General features: G+C 46.5%; 23 protein-coding genes, 8 tRNA genes, 1 pseudogene and 1 riboswitch. Of the genes and pseudogenes, 22 read left to right on the top strand and 10 right to left on the bottom strand.

The genetic code is table 11. From position 1 onward, the window contains the following. Positions 1–14: 14 nt before the first annotated feature. The 9 genes from ACFVS2_RS23890 (at position 15) to ACFVS2_RS23850 (ending at position 2,221) form a co-directional block, all read left to right on the top strand. Positions 15–91, top strand: a tRNA-Asp gene (locus ACFVS2_RS23890). 41 nt (positions 92–132) lie between these two features. Further along, positions 133–205: transfer RNA gene (locus ACFVS2_RS23885), tRNA-Phe, on the top strand. A gap of 7 nt (positions 206–212) precedes the next feature. Further along, a tRNA-Trp gene (locus tag ACFVS2_RS23880) sits at positions 213–286 on the top strand. Between the two features lie 27 nt (positions 287–313). Then, a tRNA-His gene (locus ACFVS2_RS23875) sits at positions 314–389 on the top strand. A 26-nt stretch (positions 390–415) separates the two neighbouring features. Next, positions 416–490 (top strand) — tRNA-Gln (locus ACFVS2_RS23870). Positions 491–497: 7 nt separating this feature from the next. Beyond that, positions 498–573 (top strand) — tRNA-Gly (locus ACFVS2_RS23865). 28 nt (positions 574–601) lie between these two features. Next, a tRNA-Cys gene (locus ACFVS2_RS23860) sits at positions 602–675 on the top strand. 8 nt (positions 676–683) lie between these two features. Next, positions 684–765, top strand: a tRNA-Leu gene (locus tag ACFVS2_RS23855). Between the two features lie 127 nt (positions 766–892). Beyond that, positions 893–2,221, top strand: coding sequence for a purine/pyrimidine permease (locus ACFVS2_RS23850; RefSeq protein WP_390238320.1), 1,329 nt, complete (start codon positions 893–895; stop codon positions 2,219–2,221). A gap of 15 nt (positions 2,222–2,236) precedes the next feature. On the opposite strand, the gene ACFVS2_RS23845 is transcribed toward ACFVS2_RS23850, so the two are convergent. After that, positions 2,237–2,908 carry a B3/B4 domain-containing protein gene (locus ACFVS2_RS23845; RefSeq protein WP_390238318.1) on the bottom strand — a complete coding sequence of 224 codons (672 nt, stop codon included), beginning with the start codon at positions 2,906–2,908 and terminating at the stop codon, positions 2,237–2,239. Between the two features lie 114 nt (positions 2,909–3,022). Between ACFVS2_RS23845 and rnhA the strand changes: the two genes are divergently transcribed. From rnhA to ACFVS2_RS23825, 4 genes are all read left to right on the top strand, one after another. Continuing rightward, complete coding sequence (gene rnhA / locus ACFVS2_RS23840; RefSeq protein ID WP_390238334.1) at positions 3,023–3,457, top strand: ribonuclease HI; 435 nt, start codon at positions 3,023–3,025, stop codon at positions 3,455–3,457. Beyond that, on the top strand, positions 3,454–4,605 hold the full coding sequence (gene queG / locus ACFVS2_RS23835) for a tRNA epoxyqueuosine(34) reductase QueG (RefSeq protein WP_390238315.1): 1,152 nt from the start codon (positions 3,454–3,456) through the stop codon (positions 4,603–4,605). The genes rnhA and queG overlap by 4 nt, the downstream gene beginning before the upstream one ends. Before the next feature lie 26 nt (positions 4,606–4,631). Continuing rightward, positions 4,632–5,165: a methylated-DNA--[protein]-cysteine S-methyltransferase gene (locus tag ACFVS2_RS23830; RefSeq protein WP_390238312.1), complete on the top strand. Its 534-nt coding sequence runs from the start codon at positions 4,632–4,634 to the stop codon at positions 5,163–5,165. A 128-nt stretch (positions 5,166–5,293) separates the two neighbouring features. Beyond that, positions 5,294–6,262 carry an amidase domain-containing protein gene (locus tag ACFVS2_RS23825; protein ID WP_390238309.1) on the top strand — a complete coding sequence of 323 codons (969 nt, stop codon included), beginning with the start codon at positions 5,294–5,296 and terminating at the stop codon, positions 6,260–6,262. Here ACFVS2_RS23825 and ACFVS2_RS23820 read toward each other — a convergent pair whose 3' ends face one another. Next, complete coding sequence (locus ACFVS2_RS23820; RefSeq protein ID WP_390238308.1) at positions 6,263–6,970, bottom strand: ferric reductase-like transmembrane domain-containing protein; 708 nt, start codon at positions 6,968–6,970, stop codon at positions 6,263–6,265. 138 nt (positions 6,971–7,108) lie between these two features. On the opposite strand from ACFVS2_RS23820, the gene trmL reads away from it, so the two are divergent. From trmL to ACFVS2_RS23805, 3 genes are all read left to right on the top strand, one after another. Then, on the top strand, positions 7,109–7,579 hold the full coding sequence (trmL, locus tag ACFVS2_RS23815; protein ID WP_390238306.1) for a tRNA (uridine(34)/cytosine(34)/5-carboxymethylaminomethyluridine(34)-2'-O)-methyltransferase TrmL: 471 nt from the start codon (positions 7,109–7,111) through the stop codon (positions 7,577–7,579). A gap of 25 nt (positions 7,580–7,604) precedes the next feature. After that, positions 7,605–8,330, top strand: a complete 726-nt coding sequence (locus ACFVS2_RS23810; RefSeq protein WP_390238303.1) for an HAD family hydrolase — start codon at positions 7,605–7,607, stop codon at positions 8,328–8,330. A gap of 147 nt (positions 8,331–8,477) precedes the next feature. Then, positions 8,478–9,038 carry a hypothetical protein gene (locus ACFVS2_RS23805; protein WP_390238300.1) on the top strand — a complete coding sequence of 187 codons (561 nt, stop codon included), beginning with the start codon at positions 8,478–8,480 and terminating at the stop codon, positions 9,036–9,038. 222 nt (positions 9,039–9,260) lie between these two features. Here the strand turns inward: ACFVS2_RS23805 and ACFVS2_RS23800 are convergent, their stop codons facing one another. After that, positions 9,261–9,476, bottom strand: coding sequence for a hypothetical protein (locus ACFVS2_RS23800; protein ID WP_173621042.1), 216 nt, complete (start codon positions 9,474–9,476; stop codon positions 9,261–9,263). A gap of 357 nt (positions 9,477–9,833) precedes the next feature. On the opposite strand from ACFVS2_RS23800, the gene ACFVS2_RS23795 reads away from it, so the two are divergent. From ACFVS2_RS23795 to ACFVS2_RS23785, 3 genes are all read left to right on the top strand, one after another. Further along, a complete protein-coding gene (locus tag ACFVS2_RS23795) occupies positions 9,834–11,732 on the top strand; it encodes a PrkA family serine protein kinase (RefSeq protein ID WP_173621041.1) in 1,899 nt (632 codons plus the stop codon). 70 nt (positions 11,733–11,802) lie between these two features. Continuing rightward, positions 11,803–12,960 (top strand): sporulation protein YhbH, encoded by a 1,158-nt coding sequence (gene yhbH, locus ACFVS2_RS23790; protein ID WP_017251936.1) that lies wholly within the window; start codon positions 11,803–11,805, stop codon positions 12,958–12,960. 86 nt (positions 12,961–13,046) lie between these two features. Next, entirely contained in the window at positions 13,047–13,334 is a 288-nt protein-coding gene (locus ACFVS2_RS23785) for a YiaA/YiaB family inner membrane protein (protein WP_106655951.1), read from the top strand. Between the two features lie 68 nt (positions 13,335–13,402). Here ACFVS2_RS23785 and ACFVS2_RS34610 read toward each other — a convergent pair. The 7 genes and pseudogenes from ACFVS2_RS34610 to ACFVS2_RS23755 form a co-directional block, all read right to left on the bottom strand. Next, positions 13,403–13,654 (bottom strand): annotated as a pseudogene (locus ACFVS2_RS34610) (alpha-helical endospore appendage domain-containing protein); the annotation flags it as partial. 69 nt (positions 13,655–13,723) lie between these two features. Further along, entirely contained in the window at positions 13,724–14,773 is a 1,050-nt protein-coding gene (locus tag ACFVS2_RS23780; protein WP_390238299.1) for an alpha/beta hydrolase, read from the bottom strand. Positions 14,774–14,894: 121 nt separating this feature from the next. Continuing rightward, on the bottom strand, positions 14,895–16,385 hold the full coding sequence (locus tag ACFVS2_RS23775) for a methyl-accepting chemotaxis protein (RefSeq protein WP_390238296.1): 1,491 nt from the start codon (positions 16,383–16,385) through the stop codon (positions 14,895–14,897). Further along, entirely contained in the window at positions 16,378–16,932 is a 555-nt protein-coding gene (locus tag ACFVS2_RS23770; RefSeq protein ID WP_390238294.1) for an N-acetyltransferase, read from the bottom strand. The genes ACFVS2_RS23775 and ACFVS2_RS23770 overlap by 8 nt, the downstream gene beginning before the upstream one ends. A gap of 191 nt (positions 16,933–17,123) precedes the next feature. Further along, positions 17,124–17,207, bottom strand: a riboswitch (cyclic di-GMP riboswitch). 173 nt (positions 17,208–17,380) lie between these two features. Next, complete coding sequence (locus ACFVS2_RS23765) at positions 17,381–18,043, bottom strand: peroxiredoxin-like family protein (protein ID WP_390238292.1); 663 nt, start codon at positions 18,041–18,043, stop codon at positions 17,381–17,383. An 84-nt stretch (positions 18,044–18,127) separates the two neighbouring features. After that, a complete protein-coding gene (locus ACFVS2_RS23760) occupies positions 18,128–18,805 on the bottom strand; it encodes a Crp/Fnr family transcriptional regulator (protein ID WP_390238289.1) in 678 nt (225 codons plus the stop codon). After that, positions 18,805–19,644: a DNA alkylation repair protein gene (locus ACFVS2_RS23755; RefSeq protein ID WP_390238286.1), complete on the bottom strand. Its 840-nt coding sequence runs from the start codon at positions 19,642–19,644 to the stop codon at positions 18,805–18,807. Before ACFVS2_RS23755 ends, ACFVS2_RS23760 begins: the two co-directional genes overlap by 1 nt. 133 nt (positions 19,645–19,777) lie before the next feature. Here ACFVS2_RS23755 and ACFVS2_RS23750 point away from each other — a divergent pair, with 133 nt between their 5' ends. The 3 genes from ACFVS2_RS23750 (at position 19,778) to ACFVS2_RS23740 (ending at position 21,733) form a co-directional block, all read left to right on the top strand. Beyond that, positions 19,778–19,963: a hypothetical protein gene (locus tag ACFVS2_RS23750; protein WP_173621035.1), complete on the top strand. Its 186-nt coding sequence runs from the start codon at positions 19,778–19,780 to the stop codon at positions 19,961–19,963. A gap of 124 nt (positions 19,964–20,087) precedes the next feature. Continuing rightward, positions 20,088–20,795, top strand: coding sequence for a DNA alkylation repair protein (locus ACFVS2_RS23745; RefSeq protein WP_173621034.1), 708 nt, complete (start codon positions 20,088–20,090; stop codon positions 20,793–20,795). Positions 20,796–20,956: 161 nt separating this feature from the next. Next, positions 20,957–21,733, top strand: coding sequence for an amino acid ABC transporter substrate-binding protein (locus ACFVS2_RS23740; protein ID WP_390238283.1), 777 nt, complete (start codon positions 20,957–20,959; stop codon positions 21,731–21,733). Positions 21,734–21,774 lie beyond the last annotated feature (41 nt).

The following is a 21,774-nucleotide window of genomic DNA, read 5'->3' as shown; positions in this document are numbered from 1 at the left end:
CCGCAACCAAATATGGAGCTGTGGTGAAGTTGGAGTTCACGCCGGTCTGTCACACCGGAGGTCGCGGGTTCGAGTCCCGTCAGCTCCGCCATTTCTAATCAAATGAAATTGGCGCGTAAAGCATGGATATAAGGCTCGGTAGCTCAGTCGGTAGAGCAGAGGACTGAAAATCCTCGTGTCGGCGGTTCGATTCCGTCCCGAGCCACCTTTATAGGGGCATAGTTTAAAGGTAGAACGAAGGTCTCCAAAACCTTTGGTGTGGGTTCGATTCCTACTGCCCCTGCCATTTTTCAAGACAACAGTAGTAATCATGGCGGTCGTGGCGAAGGGGTTAACGCACCGGATTGTGGCTCCGGCACTCGTGGGTTCAAGTCCCATCGATCGCCCCATAAATTCATAGTTGGGGATTACTTATTGGGGTATAGCCAAGCGGTAAGGCAACGGACTTTGACTCCGTCATTCCTAGGTTCAAATCCTAGTACCCCAGCCATTAAAATGCGGACGTAGCTCAATTGGTAGAGCGTCGCCTTGCCAAGGCGAAGGTCGAGGGTTCGAGACCCTTCGTCCGCTCCATTTCTCAAATTGTTTCACCTTATATCATGGAGGCATAGCCAAGGGGTAAGGCACGGGTCTGCAAAACCCTTATCCCCGGTTCAAATCCGGGTGCCTCCTCCATAGTACTTGCCGGTGTGGCGGAATGGCAGACGCGCGCGACTCAAAATCGTGAGGGAAACCGTGGGGGTTCAAGTCCCTTCACCGGCACCATACTTTTACAAGCTAACCCTGAATGTCAAGATATCTTGATGATTGGGGTTTTTTTCTGCTTTATTATGCACATAGTGTAGACAGGGAAATAGACAACTTGTGTACGTAAGAGGACGAGGTGGTTGAGGTGTTTTACAAACTACAAGACAAACCGCCAATGGGGATCACGACGCTGTCCGTATTGCAGTGGATGATCGTAACTGTTTCCAGCAGTGTGGCGGTACCACTAATGATTGGAGATATGTACGGCTTGCAGGCTGATGAAATTGGAAAGCTGATGCAGCAGACCATGTTTTACATTGGACTCGCGTCACTACTGCAGGTATGGATTGGACACCGCTATCCAATGATAGAAGGACCGGCTGGATTATGGTGGGGGATCTTTATCATTTTGGCTCAACTCGGAACGAGCATGGGTCTTCACCCACAAGAAATTGGTCAATCCTTTCAAGTGGGGATGATATTAGCAGGTCTACTCTTTTTCATTTTTGGTTTATTAGGCTGGATTGGCAAATTGCAGAAGTGGTTTACGCCGCTGGTTTCAGGGACGTATATGATTTTGCTTGCTGTTTCTTTGTGTAGTAACATTCTCACCGGCATGCTCGGTATTGGTTTTCAGCATTCAAAAGAGGTACAACCGGGTGTAGCACTTGTGTCTATAGGAATCGTAGCCCTTGTTGTGTTTATTATGCGAACGAAGCGATTCTCCAGTTTTGCCGTATTGTTTGGCATGGTTGGTGGCTGGATCGTGTACGCGCTTCTTGGATGGACAGAACCTGTCCGGCCTACTGAGCAATTATTTTCATGGCCTTCTATTTTCTTTTGGGGACCCCCACGCTGGGATTGGGGCGTTGTATTAACAAGTATGCTGACAGGATTCGTTCTGTTGACAAACCTCATGACGAGTTTGTCAGTCATGGGAAAAGCGACAGACACTGTGCCTACTGAAAAGCAGTACAACCGCGGGGGCATTTTTACAGGGGTATCCCATTTCCTGTCAGGCTTGAGCGGTGTGGTTGGTATGATTCCACTTTCCTTGGCAGCAGCGGTTATTCAAACGACGAAAATGGCTTCGCGCCTACCATTTGTGATAGCGATGCTGGGCATGATGCTGATTGGGTTGGTTCCCACTGTTGCTCATTTTTTGGCGGCTTTACCTACTCCAGTGGCATACGCGGCAATGTTCATTTCCTATACGCAACTGCTTGGCTTCGGGTTGAAGGATTACGTGAATGTGAAGATGGACGAACGTACGATTATTGTTGGGGGCAGCTCGCTTCTGATCGGGATCGGAGTCATGTTCGTACCTGCTGTAGCTTGGCAGCAACTTCCTGCATTAGCCAGTTTTTTGTTCGGCAATGGTTTACTGCTTGGAGTTATTGTGTGCCTGGTCCTGGAACATATTGTTTTTAGAAAAAAGGAAGATAGCGTAGAAAAAGACGGCCAGGCTGCATGACGGGCCGTCTTTTTCTTAGGCAGTAACTATAGAGGAGTGAGTCAGCTCGCCACCGTTGATTTCCGTAAACATGCGACCAACTGAACCTACGATTTCTTCTTTTTTAGATTGTTCTATTTTTTCATGGAAAAAGATGACTTGGAGGAGCGTGCTGCTTTGTTCCGTTACGCATGAGCGCTTGGAATCGACGATGGGACTCCCAAATGCCCCATTACCATCCGCGAGTAGCAGTTTTCCTTCCATGTTGACTTCGCGTCCATTTAATCCTTCATAGACATCATCGGCGTAGCCGAGGCGACAAGTGATATCACCCGCTAAGTAATTGACGTCATAAATCCCAAAAGGAAGCGCGTGCAAAACCGAGAAAAAATTATTAACATCAACAGCGCTATTAATCCAGAAAAAAGGATTTCCCTGCAGCAGTCGGCGAAGTAATGCTTCAGAGGAAGGGCGGTATCTGGATGGATCAATGCCAACTTGCTTAAAGCAGGCCCTCCACTCGCGGATGCCTTCGATTTCTGCCAGGTTTGCAGTGTCGTGCTCCAGCCGCAAGCTCTCCACATAATAATTAATGCGTCCTTGCAGCATTTTCGGGGAGTCACTAACGGAAGCATTGCTGTATTGTAAAATGCCGAGAGAAAATTGCGGCAGACGCTCGGACACGGAAGAATCTAGCTGAACTTGCATCTATAGACACTCCTTATTAAACCTATTTTTGGTAGTATAACAAAAAATTTTTGTGGAAGCGACTAAGCTTCGATACAATAGAAGAGAACAGAGGAGGGAACCCTGACGATGACGATGCGTGAGGTTGATATTTATACTGACGGAGCTTGTTCCGGCAATCCAGGACCAGGTGGTTGGGGAGCTGTACTGATGTACGGTCAACACATCAAGGAAATGTCCGGTGCCGAATCGCATACAACAAATAACAGAATGGAGCTGTTGGCGGCCATCAAGGCGCTCTCTACATTGAAGGAGCCTTGTAAAGTGGCGCTGTACAGCGATAGTGCATACTTGGTTAACTGCTTCAAGCAAGGCTGGTATAAAGGCTGGCTGAAAAACGGCTGGAAAAACAGCAAAGGCCAGCAGGTGGAAAATCAGGACTTATGGAAAGAACTGCTGCAATTGATGGACACCCACGAGGTAGAGTACGTAAAAGTCAAAGGACACGCCGACAACAAATGGAACAACCGCTGCGACGAATTGGCGACAGGAGCGATTAAACAGCTGTGAACGACTTGCAGTACTGGGAGCAGACAAAGCAGTCCATCATTGACTATGCCAAGGAAATCGGAATCGATAAGATCGGGTTTGCCAGTGCCGATCCATTCACGACCTTAAAAGAACGGCTTATTGTACACCGGGAAAAGGGTTATGAATCTGGATTTGAAGAGCATGATTTAGAAAAGAGAACGAACCCGGAACTGTTGTTAGACGGGGCACGTTCCCTGATTTCAATAGCACTGGCCTACCCATCCAAGCTCAAAAATCCACCAAAGTCAGAGCCTGGCGCGTATCGGGGAATCTTGTGCCGTGCTGCATGGGGAACCGATTACCATCACGTTCTGCGCGACAAGCTGGACAAGTTGACTCGATTCATTATGGAGCTGGAACCAGGGACTCGGATCGAATCCATGGTAGACACGGGAGCATTGTCTGATCGTGCGGTAGCCGAGCGAGCTGGGATTGGGTTTGTAGGAAAAAACTGTGCCATCATAACGCCAGAGTTCGGATCATGGGTGTACTTGGGGGAGCTTGTAACGAATCTTCCGTTGCCAAGCGACCAACCGATCGAAGAAGGCTGTGGCGACTGTAATATATGTGTAGACGCTTGTCCGACCGGAGCCTTGATTCAGGGCGGGCAGCTTGATGCACAGCGATGTGTTGCGTATTTGACTCAGGTAAAAGATTTTATTCCAGATGAATTCCGCGGAAAAATCGGGAATCGGCTGTATGGTTGCGACACTTGTCAGACGGTATGTCCTAAGAATCGTCGTATGGACAACGACCATCATGCTGAATTTCAGCCTGATCCGGAGATTGCCAAGCCTTTGTTGGTTCCGCTGCTTCAGATGAGCAATAAGGAGTTCAAGGAAAAGTTCGGCCAATCATCTTCATCTTGGCGGGGCAAAAAGCCCATTCAGCGTAATGCCATACTAGCGCTTGCACATTTCAAGGATCGGACGGCTGTTCCTCATTTGGAGCGTCTTTTGTTCGAAGATCCCCGTCCAGTCATTCGTGGAACTGCTGCATGGGCACTTGGAAAAATCGGAGGAGAGCAGGCACAAGAAGCGCTCATTACCGCGAAAGCAAAAGAGGCGTCACCAGAAGTAGTGGAAGAGATAGAAAAAGGCATGAGCATGATTCGTGCACAGGCTTAGTTTGAACGAGAGAGGGAGGACGTAAAATGGCAAAGGAATTAGGCTATACCATGATGGATTCACCGATTGGACCATTGCTCTTGGCTTCTACAGAAGAAGGGCTGTGCTACATTCAGTTTGCCAATGAACAAGACGGATTGGAGCCTCTGGTGTGCTGGTGCAAAAAAACGTTCTTAGGAATTACCCCAACACGCAACGATGCGATCAATGAGTCCGCAAAAATACAGCTAGAAGAGTATTTTGCAGGCAAGCGAAAAACGTTTGATGTTCCAACCGTATTGTACGGAACTCCCTTTCAAAAGTCTGTATGGAATGAGTTATCGAACATCCCCTATGGAGAAACTCGTTCTTACAAAGATATTGCCTTGGCTATTGGAGCGGCGAAAGCTGTTCGAGCCATTGGCGGTGCGAACAATCGCAATCCGATTCCTGTCATTATACCGTGCCATCGTGTCATTGGCTCGAATGGTGCCTTGGTCGGATACGGCGGTGGCTTATCCATTAAAGAATATTTGCTGTCCTTAGAAGAAGGTCCACTATTTGCTCACGCTTCTTCCTAATAAGCTGTCTGCTTGCTCGGGCAGCTTTTCTTTTTCTTCTGAATGCTCCACGAGCGACATATTCTTCATTGAGATGAGCGGTTTATGAGTCTATGTCGCAGGCTGGAGGCGGAAAGGAGGAGGGGAAAGTGGAGTGGCGTGAATTTGTTCAGCAATACTTTCAAGCAGTTCATCGGTCATCTATGGACGGAAAGTATGAGCGGCTGCTGCCTTTTTATTGCACAGGAGAGTCTGGCGTACAGGAAGAATGGGATCGACTGAACCGGGAGAAGCGGAAAATTGAGGAGCGGGGAGTCAAATTATTGGCTGTCCAGGGACAAGTAACGCCCATGTGTTGGGTAGATACCGATGCCACCATGGAAATAACGGTTCAATGGCAAGAAAATAAAACACTGGGGATCAAGCATACCAAGTATAAAGAGGCAAATAAAAGAGTGTTCCAGCTCCAGTTGCTCAAAACGAATGAAAAGTGGTCCATTATCGGGGCGAGGGAGTCGAATGGGGATCAAAAATTGGTGGTCGAGGAAGAGGAGGAGCCTGTCATCGTTGTGTCAGGCGTCGAGGATGCCATTGACCAACCTATGCTGATTGTGCATGGAGCGGGAGGTTACAACGCTTCAAATGCAGTCGCGTATGCGGAACGCTACTGGAACACGACCAATCCCGTGTATCCTCGTTTTACGGATGACTGCACGAATTTTATTTCGCAATGTTTACACGCTGGCGGAATCCCTATGCTGATGTCGAAAGAGATGGGCAAGGGCTGGTGGATTCGCACGGGAAAAGGAACCTCTTGGAGCTATAGCTGGACGGTAGCGCATAGCTTGTATTTGCTTTTGAAATCGGGTGGACCACCTATGCGGGCTGTTACGAAAAGCTCTGCGGCCGAATTGCTCCCAGGTGATATCATTTGTTATGACTTTGACGGGGATGGGCGTTTTCAGCACAATACGATCGTGGTCGCAAAAGACGCGAATCAGATGCCGTTAGTGAATGCCCATACAACAGATAGCAGCATGCGTTATTGGGCATATGAAGATTCCACAGCCTATACGCCCAAAATGCGCTATGCCTTCTTTCATATAAGAGGGGTATAATTACCGCTTGCGAAAAAAAGCTCTTCGTATAAATGAGATGCTGCGAATCATCCAAATCATTGCTGCGAAAATAAGCATGTCTGAAAAGGTATGCGGTTCTCCTTTAATGGATTGTATGTAAATCAAGCCATGGAACAACACGATGATAAAAAGCCATGGATTGGCGAGATGAAGCCTTTTCCAACTGGAGCCACCCAGCCATTTTTCTGCCCGTGCAGAAGAAGTCAGCCATAGGGCTAGTAGAATGAAAAAAGCAAGCAGCCCAAGATAGTTCGCAACGCCTGTGAGGGTCCAGTTGGGAGATGGCCACATGGTGGGATCAGAGGAATCGAAAAAGAACAGACCCAGCCATCCATCAGCCTTTTCAGAACGGTTTTCATGAATGATCATCAGGCGAGGCTCACTTTCAAAAAGGACGAGCACAAGAATGACATGCAGCAGTCCAATTAGTCCAGCCCATATGCCGATATCTCGACGGATGGACAAGCTGACAGCCGTCCAGCTAACAGGGAGCCAGGACTGGAGTGGACCAATCAGTAAGGTGCAGCCAATCAAAATAAATGAGAGATAGCCAAGAATCATGCTCCATGTTTCCAGTGCAGGGAACGAAGAAAAATCAGTCCACATCCAACTGGCGCCTAACAGGATCAAACTCACGATGCTCACATGTGCGACAAGGCGTCGCCCAAATGAAAAGGGTGTCCCCATCTAATCGTCACTCCTTCGATAGCCAAAGTTTTCTGATTAGATGCAGCAGGCACTCCATTTGTTACAGAAGCTGGGTACGGTGGTATAATAGGACGAGTACAGGTATCAAGTTCGCAATTTACAAGGAGATTTTCAGATATGCCGTTACATATTGTTTTGCATGAGCCGCTCATCCCTGCCAACACGGGAAACATCGCCCGTTCATGTGCAGCGACGGGAGCGCATCTGCATTTGATTCATCCGCTCGGATTTTCAACGGACGATCGTTACCTGAAGCGGGCTGGTCTCGATTATTGGCATGCAGTAAATGTTCACCATCATGAGAGCTTCGAGCACTTTGCTGCGGCACAAGGAGAAGGTCCGGGTACCTTTTACTTTGTGGAGACCTGGGGGGAGAAGTTGTATACAGACGTTTCTTTCCGGGATGGCGACTACATTATCTTGGGCAAGGAGACGACGGGCTTGCCAGAAGAGCTGACAGAAAAATATCGGGAACAGACTATTCGTATCCCGATGAGCGGTGCGACCCGTTCTGTGAACCTGTCCAATTGTGCAGCTATTGTCTTATTTGAGGGACTTCGTCAGTTAGGTTTTCCATCGCTATCGTAAGGCATTTGGGAGGGAGAGATCCATTATGACTGTGAACACCATCCTGTTTGATTTGGACGGTACGTTATTAGAGATGCAGACAGAACCCTTTGTCAAAAGTTACTTGGTTGAAGTAGGCCGTCATGTCGGAGATAAGTACGATACCGAAAAGCTGTTGGCGCTGATTTGGGATGCGACCAAGGCAATGATCATGAATCAAGAGCCTGACAAGACGAACGAGCAAGTTTTTATCGAACATTTTACCGAACACAGTGAGTGGGATCGGGAGGAAATATGGCCTCTGTTCGATTCGTTTTATCGCGATGTATTTCCGACACTTTCTCACCTGACGTATCCTTCACCATGGGCAAAGCAGATCATTGATGCCGCCAAAGAGCAAGGATTTCGGGTTGCAGTAGCGACGAATCCTGTTTTCCCGCGTGATGCGATTCACCATCGCCTCGCTTGGATCGGGATGTCCCCGAATGATTTCGAGCTGGTCACCGTCTACGAGGAGTCGCATTTCACAAAGCCGAATCCTGGTTACTACAAGGAGATTTGTCAAAAGCTCGGGGTTGAACCGACAGACTGTGTCATGGTCGGGAATCACATGCAGGAGGACATGGTCGCATCCAAGCTGGGAATGAAAACGTTTTTGGTAACCAATTGGATGGAAGACCGCGGTGAGCCTCAGTATCCGGTAGATCAGCGGGGATCATTAGAAGAGCTGTTTACGGCCCTTTCTGAAAAAAGCGGTGTGTTTGCAGGTTAAGGAATGACCATGAAAGTATAGACGAGAAGCAGGCTGTCCGTTTGAAAAAATGGTCAAGCCTGCTTTTTCACATACTTTTCCCAAAATCATCAGGTAGGCTAGAGGTGTACGACTACGTTTTACATAATAAAGGAGGAAAAAATCTGTATGAAAAAACTTGTTTCGTCTCTGGTGATGGCTACCTTACTGTTTAGCGGTATCTCTGTTGTGGCTGCAGCGGATACAGCAGCGGATGCTACGGTTAAGCACTCGAAAGTGGAGAAAAAGGAAGAAAACAGAGCAAAACTGAACGCGAAGGCTACCAAGTGGGGCGTAGAAACCACGGATAAAACAAATAAGGAAGTAAAAGCAGCCATTCAAGAAGCAAAAGCGGCAAAGAAAGCAGAAAACGTTGAGAAAAAAGCGGCAAAAGAAGCGAAGAAGCAAGAGCAACTCGCCAAGCTAAATGATAAAGCTGTGAAGCTGGGCGTTGATACAGCAGGTAAGACGGCGAAGGAAGTAAAAGCGGCTATTAAAGAAGCAAAAGTAGCAAAAAAAGCAGAAAACGTTGAGAAAAAGGCAGCAAAAGAAGCGAAGAAGCAAGAACAGCTCGAGAACCTGAAAGAAAAGGCGGCCAAGTGGGGCGTTGACATAACAGGTAAGAGCGCAAAAGAAATCAAGGCTGAAATCGAAGCGAAGAAAGCAGAAAAGAAAGAGAATAAGAAATAACAAGAAAACAAAAAAAGCAGGTTGCCACAGTAGGCAGCCTGCTTTTTTCCCCTGGATGCTTCTTACATGTTCCAGGTTTTGTCTTCGTTGTAGCCCGCTGTCAGCATGAAAAACAGAAAAGCTCCGAGGACCAATGCTACGATAAATGTACCCACGTTTGACAGCTCCTTTCGTAAACAAACTACTCCCATTATAGCGTAGCCTGCCCACTTTGCAAACGAATTAAAGCTGTTGCGCCCTTGTGAGTGACAATTTTCGATAGTCATACACGAGCTTTAAAAAAGCACTTAGCGCAATATATACACTCAGTTTCTCACCCGTATCGAGTTCCATCCCTGTCACTGCTTGGTAAATGAATATCGCAAGAATCACCAAGCTCGCGATGCCAGTCAAATAAAGTCCTTTTTTCACTTGAATGCGTTCTACTTGAATATCCATGATCGTTCCTCCTGTTATTTTATGCCAATCCGTCTTGGCCTCCGTGTATGTTGCTTATGATTGTATTTTACAGGGGAGATGGGCTTACAAACCATCGAATCAACTTACAGCTACGCACGGTAAACCTTACAATTCCGTAATCTTCCAAGCTGTTAAAAAGCAATGTGACGGATTTTTTATGGGAAGATTGCTGAAACTTGTGCAGATGTCTCGCATACACATATGTAAAGGCTGTAAGAGCCTGTTGGCAACCGGAGAAAACGGCTTGCACGTGAATGCGTGACCGCAGGCGGACATATACATGAGAGTACATTGTCGTTGGGAAGAGAGAGGGCTTAAGAGGGAGGAGTGTCGAACATGGACATTTTAAAACGGATCGCTGAGCACCGGGCCCGCGAAGAAAACCTGATGTGGAGAGGAACATTCGCCGAATATTTGCAACTGGTTCGTAAAAATCCGCAAATAGCCCAGACGGCGCACTCACGCGTCTACAACATGATTAAAAGCGCGGGGGTTGAAGAGAACGAGGACGGCTCACGTTCGTATCAATTTTTTAGTCGAGAAATCTTCGGATTGGATCGTTCTGTTGAGCGCCTAGTGGAGGAATATTTCCACTCGGCTGCACGTCGTCTGGATGTTCGCAAACGCATCTTGCTTTTGATGGGACCTGTCAGTGGCGGTAAGTCTACGCTCGTAACGATGCTCAAGCGAGGACTGGAAGAGTATTCTCGGACGGAAGACGGAGCGATCTTTGCACTTGATGGTTGCCCCATGCACGAAGAACCTCTTCATCTTATCCCGCACGAGCTGCGTCCAGAGGTAGAAGAAGAGCTGGGAATCAAGATTGAAGGGGAATTGACGCCCTATAACCGGATGAGGTTGGAGAACGAATTCGGAGGGTGCATCGAAGATTTCCCTGTTCACCGGATTTTGTTTTCCGAAGCCAATCGTGTCGGGATCGGTACATTTAGCCCTTCCGATCCGAAGTCACAGGATATTGCTGATTTGACGGGGAGCATCGACTTTTCGACGATTACGAAGTACGGCTCTGAGTCCGACCCGCGTGCGTATCGTTTTGATGGGGAGCTGAACAAAGCCAATCGCGGATTGATGGAATTCCAGGAAATGTTGAAATGCGACGAGAAATTTTTGTGGCATCTCCTGTCGCTGACACAGGAAGGGAACTTCAAGGCAGGTCGTTTTGCCCTCATTTCTGCAGATGAGCTGATTGTTGCGCATACGAATGAATCGGAGTACAAGGCTTTTATTGCGAATAAGAAAAATGAGGCACTGCAATCTCGGATTATCGTCATGCCGATGCCGTATAATCTGCGTGTCAGTGACGAAGAAAAAATATACGCAAAATTAATCAAGCAATCCGACTTGGGGCATGTGCATATTGCACCGCATGCGCTCCGGTCAGCAGCAGTCTTTTCCATTATGACCCGCCTGAAAGAATCGAAAAAGCAAGGGGCCGACTTGCTGAAAAAGATGCGGCTGTATGACGGTGAATCGGTGGAAGGCTTCAAGGGAGCCGATCTGGAAGAGCTGCGTAACGAGCATTCCGATGAAGGAATGTCCGGTATTGATCCGCGTTATGTCATCAACCGTATCTCCAGTGCACTGATCCGCCGCGACACCGAGTGCATCAATGCGCTTGATATTCTCCGGGCACTAAAAGAAGGCTTTGACCAGCATCCATCCATCACCAAGGAGCAGCGGGAGAGGTATATGAACTTCATCTCTATCGCGCGCAAGGAATACGACGAGCTGGCGAAAAAAGAAGTGCAGAAGGCGTTTGTCTACAGCTACGAAGAGTCGGCAAAAACGCTCATGGATAACTATTTGGACAATGTGGAAGCTTATTGCAACATGAACAAAATCCGTGACCCCGTTACAGGTGAGGAGATGGATCCAGATGAGCGCCTGATGCGTTCTATCGAGGAGCAAATCGGCATCTCAGAAAATGCCAAGCGGGCCTTCCGTGAAGAAATTCTCATCCGTATCTCGGCCTATGCGCGTAAAGGGAAGCGTTTTGACTACAGCACGCATGATCGTCTGCGGGAAGCTATCGAGAAGAAGCTGTTTGCCGATCTGAAGGATGTCGTCAAGATTACGACCTCGAACAAAACACCAGATGAGCATCAGCTCAAGAAGATTAATGAGGTCACCAAGCGTCTTATCGAAGAGCATCAATATTGCCCAGTTTGCGCAAATGAGCTGCTGCGCTATGTGGGTAGCCTGTTGAACAGATGACGGAACTTTGGCGACATGAGGAGCACGTCATATTCGGCGCAGATTGCGCCAGTTGCTAGGAGGAGACGGCATGAAAGATGAATCATCGTTCATTGTCTCCCGGGAAGACTGGTCGCTGCACCGCAAAGGGTACCAGGACCAAAATCGACACCAGGAAAAAGTGAAAGAAGCGATCAAAAAAAATCTGCCCGATCTCGTCAGCGAAGAAAACATCATCATGTCGAATGGTCGGGAAGTTATTAAGATCCCTATTCGCTCCCTGGATGAATACCGATTGCGTTTTAACTTCCAAAAGGGAAAACATGGCGGTCAAGGTAAAGGAAATAGTAAAGTAGGCGATGTCGTAGCCCGTGACGGCGATCCGGCACAAGGGCCAGGAAAAGGTCAGGGAGCGGGTGATCAGCCAGGTGTAGACTACTACGAGGCTGAAATCAGCGTAGAAGAATTGCAGGAGATGCTTTTCGCCGAGCTGGAGCTGCCGAACCTTCAACAAAAAGACGAGGAACAAATCGTCGTGGAAGAGACTCGGTTCAATGATGTCAGGAAAAAAGGCTTGATGGGCAACATTGATAAAAAACGTACGCTGATCGCAGCCATCCGCCGAAATGCGCTGGCAGGCTACAGTGATATGGAGCTGGGGATCACCGATGATGACCTGCGCTTCAAGACGTGGGAAGAGATCATCAAGCCACATTCCAATGCTGTCATTATTGCGATGATGGATACTTCCGGATCGATGGGCGTGTTTGAAAAGTATATCGCCCGCAGCTTCTTCTTCTGGATGGTACGTTTTCTGCGCACCAAGTACGAAAAAGTCGAGATCGTCTTCATTGCCCATCATACGGATGCGAAGGAAGTAACGGAGGACACCTTTTTCTCGAAAGGGGAAAGCGGGGGGACGATCTGCTCCTCTGCCTACAAGAAAGCGTTGGAGATCATCGATAGCCGCTACCCAACATCGCAGTACAACATTTACCCGTTCCATTTTTCCGATGGCGACAACCTCACGTCTGACAATGAGCGTTGCGTAAAGCTGGTAAAAGAGCTCATGGAGAGATGCAACATGTTCGGCTATGGCGAAGTGAATCAGTATAATCGTCATTCAACCCTCATGTCAGCATATCGCCACATCAAAGAGCCGAAATTCATGCATTGTGTCATTCGGGAAAAGGGCGAGGTATATAAGGCATTGCGTACTTTCTTTGGCAAGAAGGAAGCTGTGAAGTAATCATAGAGGCAACCGGGCGAGAAATCGTCCGGTTGACTTATATTTGCTTGCATGAGCCACATGAACAAAATGTGAGGGATGTTACTATGTATCCACAAAAGCATCGGATGCGCAACACGGGAGCCTTCACTTTCTTGGCATACTTTACATTGGGCGCAGGTGTACTGCTATTTTCCATCGGTTTATACAATGCAACAGGTCTTCAGCTGCACGAAAAGGGGTATTATATCGCATGTATGCTTCTGGTAGCAGTTGGATCGATTTTGACGCAAAAAGTAGTGAGAGATAATGCAGAGGATCGAGCGATTATCGAGGAACAGGAAAGAGAATTTAATTTGAAGGTATCGAAAGCGGAGAAAGATACGCCGAAATAGCCCTGTTTACATATGGGTGGTCCGGTTAATCCAGTTGACCCTGTAGAAACTTCGGAGTCTAGTATTCTCGTTAGAGTATCGCAGAGCAGCATCTCTTTTTGAATGACTGTCTGTAGCATATTTTGAACACTCGTATTCAGTAGTAATAAATCACTGAGCGATACAGGCTGAGTAAATCCTGGCATCGTTCCGAGTGCATACTGAATCTTTTCTGCTTCCGCATTGACGATATGACCGAGCCCCAATTCTTCTAAAGCGATCGAGGCTAAAAGTAATGTAATGGCATTCTCACGAGTAAGGCTGATTGGATGTTCACCCAATCTGGTCAAAATTGGACGGGGATGCAGCTATCGGCGGAACCAATGATTCGCAAAAGAAAACCGTCAGGGTCATGCCCTGACGGTTTTTCGAATGAGCTCTATAAACTCCGCTGCTTTCTCGATGTGTGGAGCATGCCCCACATGTTCCATGACAATCTCCTGATAGGAACCCCCAGCGCGTTGATACTGTTCGAGCACGTCACGAATTTGGGAGACCATTGGCTGCGGGGGATAGTCGTCTTCCCCTGGCCATCCGGGGACATAGCCAAGCTTGCCCAGCGTACCGAAATCAGCAAGTGACTGATCCGAGATAATGGCATCATCCGCACCGCGAATCCATAAAATCGGACACTTCGGCTCAATCTGGACAATACCGGACAAATTTACGTATTTGGGAGAAATCGCATTCGTAATCCCTGTCGTCCCAGGAGCAACACCGGGCCAATCGTTTACGTATTCAAAAGCACCAGGGTAAAAGTCTTCTCCCGTTCTCGTAGAGAGTATCGCGCTCACATAACGGTCTTCCTGCTCTGGGCCGACTTGGAACGGGGGCTTGAAATAAAGCTGATTCATGACATTGCGAGGACTGGAGGGAGATTCATTACTCATATCTTTGGCTGCTATCCTTTTAACCAACTCGGAGTTGACGGCTCCTCCACCCGAGCCTGAAAAGCTGCTGTAGCAAGGGGTGCCAGCTATATCCTTGGTTCCACCAAAGCCGTAAGGGGACATGGGGGCGATTAGAATCAGGGAGCGGACTTCCTGCGGGTGATCGATGGCAAACTGCATCACGATCCCTCCACCCAAAGACCAGCCGGCAAGATGGATAGGTGTTGGCAAGTCCAATGCCCGAATAAACGAATGAAGGTCATCCGACCAGTCTCGCAAACCGCGTGTTGCATCGATAGGCAATGCTTCACTTGCTCCATAGCCACGCATATCAGGTGCATACACACGGTACTGGTCACATAGAGCCGCAATGGTATCATCCCAGAACAAGTTGGCTGATGCATTGCCGTGAATGAGGAGAAGCGGTTCTCCTTCCGGTACGCCTGCTGTCAGGTGGGAAACAAGCAATCGATCTGTTTGAATCGTTTTTGTTTCGATTCGTGCATCCATCAATGATGTGCCTCCTTTCATTGTAAAAGAACATAAATATCAGAATATTTACATTATATATCTATTCAGTTACAAAATGAGAAAAGAAAACAACCGCCCGTGAAAGGCGGTTGCAGGAAGGTTACATATGGAGACCACGCATCTGTTGTTCGATTTTTTCAAAGCCGCCAGAAACCTTAACGACTTCGTCTTTTTGCTCAGAAACGAGAACAAGCACTTCTTCCAGGCTCTCTTTGTTCTTGTCGGTAATATCTGCGTTGACTTCTACTTTTGCGCCGACTTCCTGAATCATGCTGTGAACATGGATGATGAACTCTTGCAGGTTTTTCGTTTTATCCGCAAAGTTTTGCATGTAGTTGTCTACATTGGTGAACATTTCTTGCACTTCGAGGATGCCCTCGCTATTTTTCTCAAAAGAAGTCTGTGACTCGGAAATCATATCCGATACCAGCTTCATTTTTTCGCGAATGGTCATCAGCAGGCTCGAGATCGACTCAGAGGATAGCTTGGAGGATTCAGCCAGCTTGCGTACTTCATCTGCTACGACAGCAAATCCTCGGCCGTGTTCGCCTGCGCGAGACGCTTCAATCGTGGCATTGAGTGCCAACAGATTGGTTTGTGCAGAAATCTCGGAAATGGTTTGAATGATTTTCCCAATCGATTCGGTTTCTTTATTGAGCTCTTGAATCAGTTGGTTCGTACCTTGGATGTCCGTGATGAATCGTTCAAAGTCATTGCCGATGTTGCCAATGCGTTTGCCGCTCTCGCTAGTGGCTTCTTTGGTCGATTCTACGTACTCATGCATCTCTGTAACAGAGCGAGTCATATCCTCAACTTGCAGATTCGTCGAGCTCATTTCCCGACGCAGCTCGTCCGTATTGCTGGTCTGGACCGTAAAGGACTCCATAATGTCTTGCAGGGAAGCGACGGTTTCGACTGCTCGAACATTCACGCCGTCCGTCACCTGGTTCAAATTCTCTTGATAGTCTTGCATAGAGGTGAGTGATTCATTGATTTGATCCAGAACACGTTGCAAAGATTCCTTCGAGGCAATCGCTTCTTGCTTTTGTTGCTCACTTTCCTCTTGCAGCTTGTTATTGAATACAGCATGCATCATGCTCGTGACAGAGACGAAGCAGAAGGTAAGCAGGAAGTACATCAGATCAAGATTGTTAGTCGAATGGAAAATCGTTTCTCTCTGTGTCAGGAAGTAGTAAGAGACAATACCCAATGTCGATACAATCGTCAAAATATTGATGAGTCGGTCTTGATAAATCCCCATGACTGCTACAAAGAACATAATGGTCATGATATTGATCATATGCGGGTCTAGTCCAACTACGATGAACATGAAGATCCCGATTACGGCGAAGTTGAAAAACTTCATGAAGGGCGCTGCTTTTTCACGGAAGCTCGGGCGATTGGAGATGTAAGTAAAAGGTGCCAGCACACCATACAAAATACCCAGTATCGTGAAAACGAATGTGTACGATACGCCTAGAAAAAGGTTTAAGACCTGAACAACCGTAATAATACTTGCAAATACGATTACGACCCAATTGTTTCTTCTTCTCAATAGATCAATGTTATCAATGTTATCCATGTTACCCACCTACCTCGACTTTTACTTGGTTGGATGACGACGAATTGTACCAGGAATATTTCGGATCGTGCTTATTGTCATAGACATCTTTTAGATGAAAGAGGGTCGGAATAGCATCGGCCCCTTTGTAAAAGACGATATCTTTGGTTTGAGTCGCTTTTACTTGATACTTCTTGTTAATGAACGAAAAAAAAGTCGGATCTGCTACCCCAATTGCGTGGGTATAATCATGCTTTTCAGCGTAATCTATCATCAAGCAAATTCCTTTTTGCCCTAGTTGTCCACGGTATTTCGGCAAAACAGCAAGACTGTCTACCTCCATTACTTTCATATCTTCTGTAACAACATCCTGAAAAAGTGATTTCATATAAGCATTTGATTCGGAAAAGGGCGTCATTTCAAATGTTCCACCTGCTTCACCGTCTTCGGCAATTAAGAGGAATTGTGCGGAGCCTTCTTTCGCGTACTCCATCTCGAAGCCCATGCTTGTCCATACTGTTTCTTTGATTTCATGAAATTTTGCTAACTCTTGTACGGTTTCTACTTGTTTGTACATAACTTCCCCACTCCATCATTTTCTGATTACCGTGTTGTGTATGTTTGACGTCTCAAAAGTTATGTTTTTCCATCCGTTACGAAAATGAAAGTGCTTTCATCCTCCTTTCAAAAAACGAAACACAAAAAAAGGCCGTTCCATTGAAATGGAACAACCGAAGCTACCAACATCAAAAAAAATGGTCTCAAGATGATGGCAACCCGGCTATCATGGTCAAAGACTGTAGACCCGTGGTTTTGCGTCGCCACCTTTCGATGACTTTGCCTTTTGCATTTTTTAGCAAAACTTGTAAAAGTGTGTCGAATTTTGCTAGATATAATCATGCAAAATATAAGCCAAAAGATATATCTTTGTCAAGTTTTGGTAGGGAAAAGAAACTAATTGTTTATAAAGCTTAGACGTACAAAAAACCAGTTGTGGTATCAACTGGTTCTTCGTTATATAGGCGTTAGGTTAGGGTACGCAGAATGTCTAAAACTTCAGTTGGCTCCATTCGCTTTTTGTAATCTGGATCTAAGCATGCTAACCGGATTACGCTCTGGTTGTCGAGGATATAAGTAGCAGGAATGGGGAGCGTCCAAGAATCGTCACTATTAAAATGCTTGAGATCAATATCCAATGATCGGTAGGTATCCTGTAAAGAATCAGGCAGTCTGAATTTGAGTTTATATTTTTCTGCTACCTGGTTATTGGTATCGCATAACACGGGAAAGCTCAGTCCGTTTTTCTCTTGCATAGTAAGAGAGTGTGCAGGAGATTGTGGGCTAATGGCAAACAATTGGGCACCCAGAGAGGCTATCGTATCGATCTGTTTTTGGTATGCTTGCAGCTCCAAATTGCAGTAGGGGCACCATGATCCACGGAAAAACGTGAGGACGATGGGACCCTTTACGATTTCTTCCGACAAGGTAATGGTCTTGCCAGTGTGATCGTTCAATGTGAAATCAGGCGCCATCGAACCAATCGGTAAGCCCTTTGCCTGTCCAGAGATCCTCAGCTCCTCGATTGATCTTGTAAATGAATCTGTTACTTCACGAGTGAGGAAGTCTGCTATTTGAATGGTTGTATAATCTAGCTCTTCGCGCAGGCTCTGAAAATGTGGTTTATCCATATGTCGTTCCCCTCTTTTTCGAAAGAATAGTAGAAGCCATAGCTTTACGATATCTTTCTTTTGGAGGGAAAGATGTAAACTGGATTACATCTTCTTTAAAATGTTGTCCCGATGAATGGAAATGGTTTTAAAGCCTGTTTGAATTAGTTCTTCTCTTGCTAAAGCACGTAATGCTACCGTCACAGCTTCCCTGGATGCCCCGACAAAATGGGCGAGCTCTTGATGGGAAAGAGGTAACTCAATTTGTTGAAACGCAGAACTGTTAGGATTGCCAAATTGGTCGGCAAGCCTTACTAACGTGGAAATAATGCGATCTTGTAAAGGGAGAAGGGCAAGATTTTCGGCTGCTTGGCTGATCGAAACCATTCTATCGCTAATGAGCCTCATGATCTTCATCATCAGTTGCGGGTGTTCGATTATGTAGCTCTCAAATTTTGCTTTGCTCATTTTACAAATGAGGCAGTCTTCGATGGTTTCTATATACATCTCCCGTGTACCTAATGAGAGCAAATCCACTTCTCCAAACACATTGCCTTCCCCAAGGATATCAAATGTAAACTGCCGACCATCCCGATTTACTTTATATAAACGTACTTTCCCCTCTTTGATGAAGTAGAAGCCCTCTGAAAAAGTTTCTGGTGTTTGAGTGCACGTATTTTTGGGGAAAGGGGTTAAGGAGGTTAATTGATCGATTAAGCGCAAACTTTCCTCGGATAATGAATTCAACAAATAAAATTGGGATAAATATGTGATTCGGTTCATCATTTCTTTTCGGTTTGGGTCTTCAGGATGGTTCTTTTCGCTTTGGTTACAATTCTTTTCGTTTCCTTTGAATCAGAGATGCTTAGCCACTCGTCACAAAGCTGTATCACCCAGCTTGGTTGTGATTTACTCGCATCGTTCAACCAATTCCCTACAGAATCTTGAACATATTTAGATGGATCTGACTTCACTGGCGTGAGCAAAGGCAGGCAGCGAGCAGGCTCATTTTTCAATGCGTCAATATGTTTACACCAGACACCTCGTGGGCGTGTGGCCTCTACCGCAAAGCGGCGAATATTTTCGTCGGTATCTAGTACCCATTCGCTCAGAAGTTGAATGGAATGGTTCAGTTCATGCACGAGAGAATCTCGAATCGCCATCCATGCGATCTCTCTCACTCCAAAATGATGATTTGCCGCAAATTTTCTTATTTGCCTTAGTTTTTCTTCGACCGATAAGGTGTTGTCCAAGCCAATGATATAGGCACTCCAACAACGTACACTGTCTGACTTGTGGGTAGCCAACGATAGGAAAACGGGAGACGTAGCTATGGGTTCACCCGATTTGTGTAAGATCGCAAGTAGTTCTTGTCCAATCAGACGGATAGCCTTCATTCCGCTCGTAGATCCCGTTTCTTCTAATTGATCAACAAGTGGAGAGACATGCGCATCTAATTGAACATGAGGCAGAACGCTTCGTAACAGATGAATATGATCCACAGCCTGCCATTCAGTCAAATTGACGCTTTCTAATTCTCCAGCATAAAGGAGTGCTAATACATTTTCAGGGATGAGCGAGGCTTTAACTGCTCCTTTTCTCGTGTGTACCGAATCCGGCATTTTCACCAAACCCCTTTTCACTGAAATGATAGACATTCAAAACGGAATAGCTGCAACAAAAGTATACATAAAAATCACCCGTAACAAAAATTTTCCAACTATCCGATAACTAGAAGGAATAGGAGGGGATTTTATGAAGGAAGTAAAAGTGATTCAATTTTACTTTTCCGGAGGCGGTGAAACGATTAGCATCGAATCGACGGAACCGGAAGAGATCATTCAAATGGTCGCTAATCAAAGCGACGGATGGCTCCAGTATGATGATGTTGTCATCAACGTCAGAAATGTTTCGTATATCAAAGTACGCAATCAGGCGTAAGGATAGGAAAAGGGCGTCAAGCTCCGATACGAAAAAGCTCTCCTTTGAATGTGGAGGGCTTTTTCGTGTTGGAGGTAGCGCTGCTGGTTATCCTATTTAATAGAAGAAAAAGGAGGGTGGCAAGATGACGCTGGAAGAAGTCATGCAGAAGCTCGAAGCGATGGGGACAGAGCAGACGAAAAAAACGTTATTGCGGCATGGGGCGAAAGAGCCTTTGTTTGGCGTGCGAGTCGGCGATATGAAAAAGCTGGTCAAGGAGGTAAAGCGTGATCAGCAGCTCGTCCAGGCGCTGTACGATACGGGAAACTACGACGCCATGTACTTGGCAGGATTGACGGTTGACCCAAAGAGCATGACAAAAGAGCGGCTGCAGGCTTGGGTCAAGGAAGCGTCTTGGTACGCGCCCGCCGAATATACGGTTGCGAGTGTAGCCGCTGAGAGCCCTTTTGCCATGGAGTTGGCACGAGAATGGATCGAGTCAAAAGAAGAGATGGTAGCCACATGTGGGTGGAATACGTATTCGAACTACTTGTCGATTATTCCCGATGAACAGCTAGATAAAGAAGAAATCAAGCGGCTCCTTATGAGAGTGAAGGAGACGATTCACCAGGAACAAAATCGCGTACGGTACACCATGAATCAATTCGTTATTTCAGTAGGAGCATATGTACCGGAACTTCATCAGGAAGCGTTGGAAGTGGCCACAGAAATTGGCAAAGTGCATGTGGACGTCGGACAGACAGCGTGCAAGGTTCCGTTGGCTACGGAGTATATCAAAAAGATAGAGGAACGCGGGAGTGTCGGAAAAAAGAAAAAGACGTGCATCTGCTAGTCGGGCATTTTACTCATTCATTTGGCGTATATTTCTAAGGTGCTTTTGTTTACTAAAGTATCGACTATTCCTTGCTAATGTGCTATCATGATACCTTGTTAACGTATTACCACTTTATCAGAGTAAAATATAGAGTAGGGAAAACGAGGGGGATCATCACGATGAAGAAAATAGCATGGATGTCATTGTTATTGAGTGCGATGGTTTCATTGGTAGTGGGCTGTTCCAGCGCAAAGACTGGCGCTGACGCGAACAAGCTGATTATCGGAGTTGATGATAAGTTTGCACCAATGGGATTCCGGGATGAGAAAAATGAGCTAGTCGGTTTTGATATTGATTATGCGCGTGCAGCCGGCGAAAAGATGGGCAAACAAGTCGAGTTTCAACCTATCGATTGGAGCGCAAAAGAATCTGAACTAAATAGCGGTCGTATCGACTTGATCTGGAATGGATATACGATTACAGATGAGAGAAAAGAGAAGGTTCTCTTTACCAAGCCTTATCTGAAAAACGCGCAAGTAGTTGTTACGATGGCAAATAGCAACTTGACCAAGCTGTCAGACTTGGCCGGTAAAGGAATTGGTTTGCAAAAGCTGTCTTCCGCAGCTGACGCTGTCAATGCAAGTGACATGAAAAATCAGGTCAAATCAATTACAGAGTATCCTGATAATGTACTGGCATTGAGCGATATGAAGATTGGTCGCGTGGAAGCAGTTGTCATCGACCAGATTGTAGCCGATTACTACATGGCAAAAGAATCTGGAACCTTTAAGCTGTTGGAAGAATCACTTGCACCTGAGGAGTATGGAGTGGGCGTCAAAAAAGGGAACGAGGCGTTATTGAACGAACTGCAAAAAGCCTTGGATACCATGAATCAGGATGGAACAGCAGCTAAAATATCGGAAAAATGGTTTGGCGAAAATCGCGTGTTGAAATAAACGGAAGATACGATGGCTTCGCCGAATGATTGGCGAAGCCA

Source organism: Brevibacillus sp. NPDC058079, from assembly GCF_042885155.1.
Lineage (GTDB): Bacteria > Bacillota > Bacilli > Brevibacillales > Brevibacillaceae > Brevibacillus.
The sequence above is the reverse complement of the archived record's forward strand: the minus strand, read 5'-3'. Positions and strand labels throughout refer to the sequence as shown.